Below are 10467 nucleotides of genomic sequence, written 5' to 3'. Positions count from 1 at the left end.
TGTCGCCTAAGGGGTCCCCTGTTTGTCTCTTAGGGAATGGAAATTATTGTAATGAAAAATGCTCATCTACAGTATATTATACATGATGGACCATAATACATACTCCTTGTAACTATTTTGAACATACAGCATCAATAATTTTCTGAATTTCATTTTTGTTTAAAGTTAAGATTATCAATTTTTAATTAACTTACTAACTGGTGTTTGTATTACCCCCACTCGGAGGAGGTGGTGGTGGTGTAGAATTTTTCTTATATAGAATCGCTTCAATTTTATAATCGTTGTCAGATACCATTGCAGCCCAATCGAAGTAGAGATATCCGTTTACCAGTTCCGACTGGATATATGACCAGTCAGGATAAATCATTGTTCTCATGTATGGATCATTACCTAGTGTATATAGGACTGGGTGTGCCCTACCATACCAAATTCCGTTTTCAACAAGATATTTAAGTCCTTTTCCTTGTGAGTAACCAGCAACTGCCCAATTGCTCCAAAATCCGGGTCCATCTAACCAAGGTGTTTTGCCGTTAATTGGCGTAAAAACTTCTTTTATGTTATTAAATGTATAGATTTTTCCATCACTAGTTTTATGTTGGTTCATCACCAAAAGATGTACTTGATTTTTACGTTAAAATGTGATAGAGGTCTCTAGACGGACACGCAAAGTAAAACGCTGGATATTTCGATACCCATATCCTCGCCTTTTGATCCAGTTTATTTTGTTGTTGATTCCTTCCATTGGACCATTGGAGTAAGAAAAAACGATGCAAGAAAGCACGGCGTCTTTTCGGGTGATGAGTGCCTTGGCAATACGGCGTACGGCGGCACAGTCGCTAAAAAGGTACCGGTCAAACCATTGGGTCAAACGAGTTTCGGCTTGCTTTCTTGTTTGGCTTTTGGATACGTAACGGAAATGTTGAAGGGCTTGATAGACATCACGTAAATAAGCACTTTCTTGGCACCATTGTCGAACTTCCTGTCTCTCTTCTTCTGTTCATTTTTCTGGACGTTGGCTTAACAATCGGCACACGCGGCGAACGCTTCCATCATGGTTGATGGTTTGGTCACCTTTACCATACAGGAAATTTCGCATTTTTTGTACCCTTGATCAGAAAATAACCTGATTGTCAAGTACATTTTGTGGTGAAGAGCCTTTATGTTATTAAATGTATAGATTTTTCCATCACTAGCTTTGAATGGGGGTGTTGGAAAATATAAAGCTCGTGTATCCCAAACTGTGGAACGTGCCCCCACCAAATGGTCTTTCTATTTTTGGTACTGTAGAAAAACCCATATCAATTTCCAGATCAAGTTCTGAACTTTTTTGGTACTCATCTTCCGCCATTAACATTAGAGCATCGGCAGCAGAAACAGGATAAGTCCTTGGATAGTGAACCGGATAGACCATGACTTCTTTTATGTCATAATTAGGATACTGTTTTCTCAGACTACTGATAGCCGAATCAATGCTAGTTTGCAAACTCCCTTTCCACACAAGATCTCTTTGTTTTAGAATAATCGCTCCTGACGGCATTGATTGGCTTTCCCATGCGGACACGTTATACCACATATTCTTATACGCTCTTGCTCCGTTAGCCAAAGCTGTCCATAAATTGGGGTTCTCTTGATAGTGTGGCCCACTAGCCTTAATTAAACCGCTTCGATTTTCAGGACTCCGAAGATCGAAATAATAGACCGTTGTACTTCCGTTTAAATAAGATTTGGGTTTAGGATTCTGCGAAAAAGAGAACCCCGATAGCATCAAGAAGGCGAATACTGTAAAAATCAAAGATATAGTTTTTTTCATTTCACTTTCCCCTATCTTTGAAACACAATGTTACTCTGAGGAAGTACATAGTATCCTCCACCAACTTGATATACATTATTCTTAGTTGAATATACTTTTACTTTTTGGTTTACTTTAATCTTCTTATACAGTTTTCTCTTAGAGTTGTAGATAACCATATCGCCCTTTTTAGAGTAAATAGTCCCTAGATAAAAAGAGGTATTGCTATTCTTCAATACATAGTATCCTCCGCCAACTAAATACCGATCCTTTTGAATCCCGTACACCCGAATGTCTTCATTCTTTTTGAGCTTACGATGTATCTTACCTTTCAGATTGTACATCGGAACATTGTTATTTTTAATTATCAATCTCCCAATGTACTTTACGCTTGGCGTTGGAATGATTGGCTGTTTGTTGGTATTAGAACCATTATTGTTATTGTTGCTGCCATTTGTATCGTTACTAATGCTTTGTCCTTTGAAATACTGATCCCTCTGTTCTTTAGACAACGGAACAAGATTTACATCTGGATAAAAATAAGCTCTTAAATAAAAGGAGTTGCGATCGTTAGATCCCATCATACCCAACCAATAAGTATGATCGTTGTCTGGGTTTGTAATGTAGAAAGCTACTCTCAAGTAATAATTCTCTTTTGAATCTCGATTCATATAATCAACAACTGTATTTAATGTGTTAGTAGCTCTTTCCGCTGAATCATCTCTTCCATCTAATTGATAAGGTTCAGAATAAAGATAAACTGGTAGAGTAACATTTTCCTGAAGTCTATAATTTTCCCAACACCCCCCACAAAAATTCTTCCTCCTAATTTCTAATACCAACGTCCCATGTTGAGTTCTTTCTGTACTAAATCCCACACTTTCTATTTGAATTGTGCCTCCGCCGCCACCTTCAATATTCCCTGTCACCCATTTAGGTTCAATAATCTCTGGTTTCACATATGGAACAGAAACGGTCGCTGCCTCTACTTTCGATACCAAATTAGGAATCGGTACACTACTCGGTGCTGATCCAAATAACATAGCTGATGTCAATAAAATAGGTAATGCTTTCTTTGCTCTCAATTTAATCCCTCTAAATAGAAAATTAACCAGAAAATAACAGTATAGAAGTTAATTCGCTCTTCCTTCCACAAGGGTTCAACAATATCATTTTAATTCATCTGCGTAATGTTCAAGACCTCGTGCAAAAGGTTTTACACTTTCAGGGGAAAGAAGCAGTATTGTATTTATGAGCGTGCGAACAGACTCACCATACTCACCTGCACTATATTGTGCCAAAGCATAGAAACAACGTATTCCAATATGATTTGGAAATTCCTCGATTGCACTCTTAAGAATGTGTTTGGAATGTTCTAACTGCCCTATATTTCTAAGACTTGAACCCAGACATAATAATGCTACACATCGTTGCTCAGCAGGTAACCCAAGCGACAGTGCTCTCTCATAGTAAGGTATCGCTTCTTGTTCTTTACCCATAGCATCTAAAGTCAAGCCGATTTTTAACTGAACAAAAGGGTTGTCAGCTTCGATTTTTTCTAATAGAATGAGCAAATCAATGCACTCTGTAAATCGCCCTCTATACGGAATTTTTCAGCCGATTGTATTAAGTCGGATGTATTCATATGCTCGCTCCTCTTCTAAAACATAATCCCAACTTGATTCATCTTCCCATTATTGATAATCAGAGAAGAAAAATTCTCCAATTACAACCCGTGGTGCTAGATAAAATCGAGTAAACATAAAAATAGCCCTTACCTGCGGATTCCTTGTAGAATGAAATACATCATCAACTCCTTTCTAAAAAATTATTTTTGACGATGAGACCGAATTGCAAAATGTTCGTATATACTACAGGTGTCATGAAACTTTGTCATGGCTAACTCATTATTCTCAAAGCTTAGACCGTGTTTGGTTTCTAATTTGATCACTACTTGTATGAATATTTTACCATTCAATAACATCCTGTACATAGTTAATTTTCCAAATTAGTTTTATAAATTTTCAAAGGAATGACAACAAAAATAAAAAATCCCTTGAAGCCTTGTGGTTCAAGGGATTTCGCTTGATGATTCCGACTGGGCTCGAACCAGCGACCTCCACCCTGTCAAGGTGGCGCTCTCCCAGCTGAGCTACGGAATCATATATTGTTGTCCGCTATCGAACACATTTTTAATTATATAGACGAGCATACGCGTTGTCAACAACTTTTTAAAAAAATCGCTGTTCAGTTTGAGAAAGGGAAAGCGGCCTTCCCCTAAAAGGTTGGTGAAAAACGGTTGTTTCTCTTGAACAATAGGGCAGTGTTTGCAAGCCGATCTTGGATGCGACAGGGCTTTTCTATTTGAGAAACGAAGCTGGTAAGCGGCCTGTTTCCTTAAATCACCGCCCTTCAAAAGGTTGGTGAAAACCCACTGTTTGCCTTGATCGGCGATGGAACGCGTGAACATAGAGGCTGATGCAGCAAGTTTTTTCTACTTGAGAAACGATCCGAAGAAGCGGTTGGGCGAGTAAATCACCGGCCTCCTAAACAAACAATCGGTGGCGGAACGGTTCAAGCAAGAGCGGGGGCAACGGCGACAGGTGGTTTCGTATTGCCCAGTGACGCGGCGGCGCTGTTCTTTGGCGAAGGCGGCCGTTTTGCCGGGAGGCGCGGGGGTGGGTTTACGGCCGAGTGAAGGCGCTCCATGGCGGTTCCGTGCTGAGGGGGAATGGGCGTCAACCGCCGCGCTGTACGCAGTGGTTTCCCCCTCCGTTTTGCGATGACCACGTTGAACGATTGGAGCGCCCTCGGCATCGGTTGGCGGAAAAACGGCAACACGGCGACAGACGGGGCTTTGGTTCACTGTCTTTTCACGCTTTGTGTGATGACCATGTTCACCACTTCCGGGCGCGGCCGGCGTTGGCACTGGCGCAGGGATAGATTTGCGTGATGATCATGTCCATCACTTCCCCCCACGACAACGGAGCTTTCGTTCGCCGCCTTTTAGCGCGCCGAAATCGACGGTTGTTCTTTCACAAACGACAGCGCCTGCTCAATATCGGCGATCAGATCGTTGACATCCTCAAGCCCGACGCTCAGCCGCAGCAAGCCGTCGGTAATGCCGCGCCGCAGCCGCTCTTCCTTCGGCATGGCGGCGTGCGACATTTTCGCCGGGTGCGACAAAATCGATTCGACCGCCCCAAGGCTGACGGCGAACACCGGCAGGCGGACGTGGCGGACGAACGTCCGGACCGCTTCTTCATCGGCCAAGCGGAACGACAGCACGGCGCCAAACCCCGCCGCTTGGCCGCGTTGAATGTCATGGCCTGGATGGTTCGCCAATCCCGGATAATACACCTCTTCCACTTTCGGATGGCGGAGCAAATACTCGGCGATGGCCATGGCCGATGCGGACGACTGTTTCAGCCGAACGTGAAGCGTTTTTAGCCCCCGAAGCACAAGCCACGCGTCTTGGACGCCGAGGACGGCGCCAAAGGCGTTTTGCCATTTGTACAGCTGTTTGCCGAGCTCCTCGTCTTTTACGACCGCCAGTCCGGCGACGACGTCGCTATGGCCGGCTAAAAACTTTGTTGCGCTGTGGAGGACAACGTCGACGCCGAGATCCAACGGCCGCTGCAGCGCCGGGGTCATGAACGTATTATCCAAAAACGTCAAACAGCCGTGCGCTTTCGCCAGCTCGACGACAGCGCGAATGTCGGTCACTTTTAACAGCGGGTTGGACGGGGTTTCCATATAAATGACTTTCGTGTTCGGCCGGATGTTTTCCGCCACCGCCTTGAGATCGGTCATATCGACGAACGTATAGTCAATGCCGAATCGGCTCAGCACTTCGGTGACGATCCGGTACGTGCCGCCGTAGACGTCTTCCGTCACAAGCACATGGTCGCCTTTGGACAGGAGCAACAACGCCGTGGAGATGGCGGCCATGCCCGAGGCGAACGCGAACCCGCGCACACCGCCTTCTAAGGCGGCGATCGTCTCCTCAAGCGCCTCGCGCGTCGGATTGCCAGAGCGGCTGTAGTCGTATTTTCCGAATGAGTCGAAATCAAACTGATGGAACGTGGAGGCGTGTTGGATCGGCACGCTCACCGCCCCGGTTGCGCGGTCGACTTTCCATTCGTTATGGAGCAGTTTTGTCGAAAACGACCATTCCCGTTCCATCGCTCACACCTCTTTCATGTTTTTGAACGCTTGCGCCAAGTCGACGATCAAATCATCGGCGTGTTCAATGCCGACCGAGAAGCGGAGCAGCCGGTTGCAGACGCCGTTTCGGATGCGGATGTCTTCCGGAATGTCCGCGTGCGTCTGTGTCGCCGGATACGTAATAAAGCTTTCAACCCCGCCTAAGCTTTCCGCGAACGTAATAAGGCGCAAGCTTTTTAAAAATCCGTTCACCCACTTTTCATCGGCAATCCGGAACGACAGCATCCCACCTCTTCCTGGATATAAGACGTCGGTCACATCTTCATGTTGGCGCAAAAAGGCGCTGATGCGCTTGGCGTTTTCTTCATGCTGGCGCATCCTTAGCGCCAACGTTTTCATCCCGCGGATCAATAGCCAAGAGTCAAACGGGGACAAGACGGCGCCGATGGCGTTATGGTACTCGGCCAAGCGTTGACAAAGCGCTTCTCCCTTGGCAACGACCAAGCCGGCCAACACATCGTTATGGCCGCCTAAATATTTCGTGGCGCTGTGGATGACGATATCGGCTCCTTGTTCGATCGGGCGCTGGAGCACCGGGGTGTAAAACGTGTTATCCACGATCAACAATAGCCCGTGCCGTTGGGCAAGCTGGGCGACCGCGGAAATATCGGTCTCGTGCATCAGTGGGTTTGTCGGCGTTTCCAAGAAAATCGCCTTCGTTTTTTCGCTGATACACGCTTCCACCGCATCGAGATCGGAAAAATCGACATAATGGAACCGAAGACCGTACTTGCGCCAGCCGCGCTCAAACAGCCGGTACGTGCCGCCGTAAAGGTCGGCCGATACGAGAAACTCATCTCCGCTCTCAAACAAGGCGAGCACCGTCTGAATGGCGGCCATGCCGGAGCTGAACGCATAGCCTTGATCGCCGCCTTCCAGCTTCGCGATCGCCTCCTCAACAATTTTGCGCGTTGGATTGCCGGTGCGGATGTAGTCAAACCCAGTCGACTCTCCGATGCCGGCATGGCGGTAGGCGGTCGAAAAATAGACGGGCGGGTTGACCGTTCCTGTCACGGTTTCGCTCCGGTTGCCGATTTGCGCTAACAACGTCTCCAGTTTCTCCATCTCATCTCTCTCCTTCTGCGAAAAAATTCCTCTTGTCCAACGACCGGCGGCCGCAGCGCCCAAACGCTTCGCTGCTTGTCTCGAAGGCCGGTGAAAAACCGCTGTCACACACCAATTGGAGGCATTTTCATTCAGAAAAGAAAGCTGATTCTTTGAAGTTTCTCTAATTGAGAAATAGGTGGAACTCAGCAGCATTTTGCACTAAATCACTGGCCTTCTCGACAGCCGAGCGCTTCGCTGCCGCCCCGCCTCACAGGTCGGCAAAACGGCCGCCAAAACAAAGGAAAATAAAAAAAGTCTTCCAAGAAGAAGACTTTTCCATATTCATGGCCATGCTTCTTCTTATCTGCCGAATTGAATGCTCAATTCGCTGGATTTAGCACCTGGCCGCCGGGCGGCTGGTTGCTGAAGCTTCATTGGGCCAGTTCCCTCCGCTTCTCTCGATAAGAACAGGATGGGTATTCAATTTTGTTGCAATTTTATTTATTAAGAAATGTAACGCATTCCAGCGGTTTTTGCAAGTCTTTTTTTCGCTGCGCATCACTCGGCAAATTCACAAAAAATTCGAGCCCTTGATTAACATTTTTTGTACAAATATGTTACAATAACAGATGAACTTGCGCTTTCACTGGAGGATGGTCATGACAGCAGGAACGATGCGCGATTACGCGCTATATAGCGGGGAGCTTCAGGAGAAAATCGAACTGCTCGTCTATTTGCCAAGCAATTTTTCCCCGCTTTACAAATATTCTTTACTAATCGCTCAAGACGGCAAAGATTACTTTATGTACGGAAAAATGAAAACGGCTGTCGAAACGTTAATGGCCAACGGCACGATTGACCGCACGATCGTCGTCGGTATTCCGTATCGGAATGTAAACGACCGCTATGAAAAGTATCATCCATCGGGAACGAAGCACGGAGCGTATCTCCGCTTTCTAGCCCATGAACTCGTGCCGTTTTTGGACCGCGAACTGCCGACGTATCAAATGGGCAAAGGCCGGGCGCTCATCGGTGATTCGCTCGGCGGGACCGTATCGTTGACCGCCGGACTGTTGTATCCGCATACATTCGGAAAAATCGCCATGCAGTCCCCCTACATCGACGATTCGCTCTTGGCGCTCATTCGCTCATTCCGCGATCCGTCGCTGCTCGCCATTTACCATTCCGTCGGCTCGGAAGAAACGGCTGTAAAAACGACAGACGGACAAGTGCGCGACTTTGTGACCCCGAATCGAAAGGCGCGAGATTTGTTGGTCGAAAAAGGGTTTGCCTATACGTACCATGAGTTTGTCGGCGGCCATGCGTGGACGCATTGGCAGCCCGATGTGCCTCGGGCGCTATCGACGATTTTGACGCTGTAGCCGTCCAACGATAACCATCTCAAGGAGGGGAATTGAAATGAAATACGGCATTGTCATCTTTCCGTCCAAACGAATTCAAGATTTCGCCAACTCCTACCGGAAGCGGTATGACAGCCATTACGCCCTCATCCCGCCGCACATTACATTGAAATATCCATTTGAGGCGGACGAGGAGAAGTTGAAGGCGATGGCAAAGGAGCTGCATCGCATCGCAGCGAAAACGCCTCCAATTCCGATCAAAGTGACGAAATTCAGCTCGTTTTACCCGACCAGCAACGTCATTTATTTGAAAGTAGAGCCAAACGACGTGCTTGAACGCCTTCATGAGCAGCTGCATAGCGGCTTGTTTTCCGGGCAGCCGGAGTTTGTGTTCGTGCCGCACATTACGATCGGCCGGGACTTGCCGAGTGGCGAATATGCGGATGTATACAGCCAGCTGAAGCTGCAAGACGTCCATTTCGAGGAAACGGTCGATCGCTTCCATCTCCTTTATCAGCTGGACAACGGGTCGTGGACCGTCTACGAGACGTTTATCGTCGGAGGAAAGGAAACGGTGTAGCTGATGAACATCGCCATTGGAACGAGCAAAAACCGGCCCCTTTATGAAGACGCGTTGCGCGTCCGCCGCCTTGTCTTCATCGAGGAACAGCACGTGCCGGAGGAAGAAGAAATCGATCAGTTTGAAGATGACGCCTTTCATCTCGTTTTATATGATGGTGACATCCCGGTCGGTGCCGGACGTCTTCGTTTCATCGACGAAGGGGTCGGCAAAATCGAACGCATTTGCGTCTTGCCTTCCTACCGGGGGCGAGGAGCCGGCCGCATGGTCATGGAAGCCATCGAGCAGCTGGCGAAATCAAAAGGGGCGAAAAAAGTGAAGCTGAACGCGCAAACGCACGCGGAACCGTTTTACCAACAGCTCGGCTATACAACCGTGTCCGATGTATTTCTAGATGCCGGCATTCCGCACGTCGCCATGGTCAAGCCGCTCGAATAGCGAACGAAAGGGAGCTTGCACGCGCAGAGCTCCCTTTCGCTTATTTTTTGTTATTCAACATATTGGCAATCGTATTCAAATCGATTTGCTTGCCGTTATGGACGATCGTTTTCACAATTTGATCTTCAAGTTCCTTTGGCACTTTCCGATTGGCGATTTGCGCCACCCGTTTCACGACTTGACGAACCGTTTTTTCATCGCTGAAGTTGGCGTTTTGCAGCGAGTTGGCGAGCTCAAAAATCTCTTTCATATTGACGCCCGTTTTCTTTTCGATGTTTTTGAAAAACTGCTGATCCATAGTTCCTCCCCCTTCTTCCTGCTATATCGTATGACAACGCTCCTTCGGCGTGCACGTGACCGAAAGAAAACACGAGCCGCTCCGTGGCGCCGAAACGGCCCGTATCGACTGCGCGCGTCTGTTAAGCGACAAATGCCGCGCCGACAATGATCAGCAAGATGAACAACACAACAATCAACACAAAGCCACCGCCATAGCCAAAACCGCCATAGCCGTAGCCGTAATACGGAAAGCCGTAACCGCAGAAGCCCATTCGGATGCACCTCCTTCTCCGTTTACTGTATCGTATTCATGAGCGCACGCCAGCGTATGGGCGCAACCGCCATTTTGTCAACCAAATCGGCGGAACAGCTCGGCAAATTCCCGCTCCTTCTTAGTAAACCATCGCTCAATGTAGTCCAAGTTGCCTTGCACCTTTTGGAGAAACCCGTTGTTCAGCTTTTCGATTTCTTGCAGCTGTTTGGTAAAATCGCTCCCCCATTGTTCAAACAGGCGGATGAACGTTTCATGTCCTTCTTTGCGCGAGGCGACCCAGCCTTCCAACGCTTTTTCCAGTTCTTTGCTCACGATGTTTCCCCCTTTTCTTTCTGAGGCTGGTGAAAAACAACAGCTTCGCTCGACCTGTCGGAAATTACAAGGAATAAAATGATGGCGTTGCAAGGTTTTTTAATTTGATAAACAATGTTGGACAGCAGTATTTCCCCTTAAATCACCGGCCTCTTCTGTT

At 47.3% G+C, this 10467-nt stretch carries 12 protein-coding genes, 1 tRNA gene, 1 pseudogene and 1 riboswitch; of the genes and pseudogenes, 3 read left to right on the top strand and 11 right to left on the bottom strand.

Translation table 11 applies throughout. From position 1 onward, the window contains the following. Positions 1-193: 193 nt before the first annotated feature. The 8 genes and pseudogenes from B4113_RS19705 to B4113_RS15565 form a co-directional block, all read right to left on the bottom strand. A complete protein-coding gene (locus B4113_RS19705; protein WP_153017171.1) occupies positions 194-607 on the bottom strand; it encodes a hypothetical protein in 414 nt (137 codons plus the stop codon). 24 nt (positions 608-631) lie between these two features. Continuing rightward, positions 632-1081: pseudogene (locus B4113_RS19160) on the bottom strand (transposase); the annotation flags it as partial. A 108-nt stretch (positions 1082-1189) separates the two neighbouring features. Continuing rightward, entirely contained in the window at positions 1190-1810 is a 621-nt protein-coding gene (locus tag B4113_RS15600) for a hypothetical protein (protein ID WP_033843332.1), read from the bottom strand. 11 nt (positions 1811-1821) lie between these two features. Then, on the bottom strand, positions 1822-2874 hold the full coding sequence (locus B4113_RS15595) for a hypothetical protein (protein WP_061912652.1): 1053 nt from the start codon (positions 2872-2874) through the stop codon (positions 1822-1824). Positions 2875-2958: 84 nt separating this feature from the next. Further along, positions 2959-3363: a tetratricopeptide repeat protein gene (locus B4113_RS15590; protein ID WP_061912651.1), complete on the bottom strand. Its 405-nt coding sequence runs from the start codon at positions 3361-3363 to the stop codon at positions 2959-2961. Positions 3364-3878: 515 nt separating this feature from the next. Next, a tRNA-Val gene (locus B4113_RS15585) sits at positions 3879-3951 on the bottom strand. An 844-nt stretch (positions 3952-4795) separates the two neighbouring features. Continuing rightward, complete coding sequence (gene metC, locus B4113_RS15570; protein WP_033843330.1) at positions 4796-5974, bottom strand: cystathionine beta-lyase; 1179 nt, start codon at positions 5972-5974, stop codon at positions 4796-4798. Between the two features lie 3 nt (positions 5975-5977). After that, positions 5978-7081, bottom strand: coding sequence for a methionine biosynthesis PLP-dependent protein (locus tag B4113_RS15565; RefSeq protein ID WP_033843329.1), 1104 nt, complete (start codon positions 7079-7081; stop codon positions 5978-5980). 339 nt (positions 7082-7420) lie between these two features. Continuing rightward, a riboswitch (SAM riboswitch) is annotated at positions 7421-7531 on the bottom strand. Positions 7532-7716: 185 nt separating this feature from the next. On the opposite strand from B4113_RS15565, the gene B4113_RS15560 reads away from it, so the two are divergent. The 3 genes from B4113_RS15560 to B4113_RS15550 are packed head-to-tail and all read left to right on the top strand — an operon-like array spanning position 7717 to position 9442. Then, positions 7717-8445, top strand: coding sequence for an esterase family protein (locus tag B4113_RS15560; protein ID WP_033843328.1), 729 nt, complete (start codon positions 7717-7719; stop codon positions 8443-8445). Positions 8446-8482: 37 nt separating this feature from the next. Then, positions 8483-9004, top strand: coding sequence for a YjcG family protein (locus B4113_RS15555; RefSeq protein WP_033018796.1), 522 nt, complete (start codon positions 8483-8485; stop codon positions 9002-9004). Between the two features lie 3 nt (positions 9005-9007). Then, positions 9008-9442 (top strand): GNAT family N-acetyltransferase, encoded by a 435-nt coding sequence (locus B4113_RS15550; RefSeq protein ID WP_033843327.1) that lies wholly within the window; start codon positions 9008-9010, stop codon positions 9440-9442. A 40-nt stretch (positions 9443-9482) separates the two neighbouring features. Here B4113_RS15550 and B4113_RS15545 read toward each other — a convergent pair whose 3' ends face one another. The 3 genes from B4113_RS15545 to B4113_RS15540 form a co-directional block, all read right to left on the bottom strand. After that, positions 9483-9740, bottom strand: coding sequence for a stage VI sporulation protein F (locus tag B4113_RS15545; RefSeq protein ID WP_033018799.1), 258 nt, complete (start codon positions 9738-9740; stop codon positions 9483-9485). A gap of 121 nt (positions 9741-9861) precedes the next feature. Next, positions 9862-9993 carry a YjcZ family sporulation protein gene (locus tag B4113_RS19155; RefSeq protein WP_081897181.1) on the bottom strand — a complete coding sequence of 44 codons (132 nt, stop codon included), beginning with the start codon at positions 9991-9993 and terminating at the stop codon, positions 9862-9864. Between the two features lie 77 nt (positions 9994-10070). Beyond that, positions 10071-10307, bottom strand: a complete 237-nt coding sequence (locus B4113_RS15540) for a hypothetical protein (protein ID WP_033018801.1) — start codon at positions 10305-10307, stop codon at positions 10071-10073. Between the last annotated feature and the right edge of the window lie 160 nt (positions 10308-10467).

It is taken from the genome of Geobacillus sp. B4113_201601, assembly GCF_001587475.1.
GTDB classification, from domain to species: Bacteria; Bacillota; Bacilli; order Bacillales; family Anoxybacillaceae; genus Geobacillus; species Geobacillus icigianus.
The sequence above is the reverse complement of the archived record's forward strand: the minus strand, read 5'-3'. Positions and strand labels throughout refer to the sequence as shown.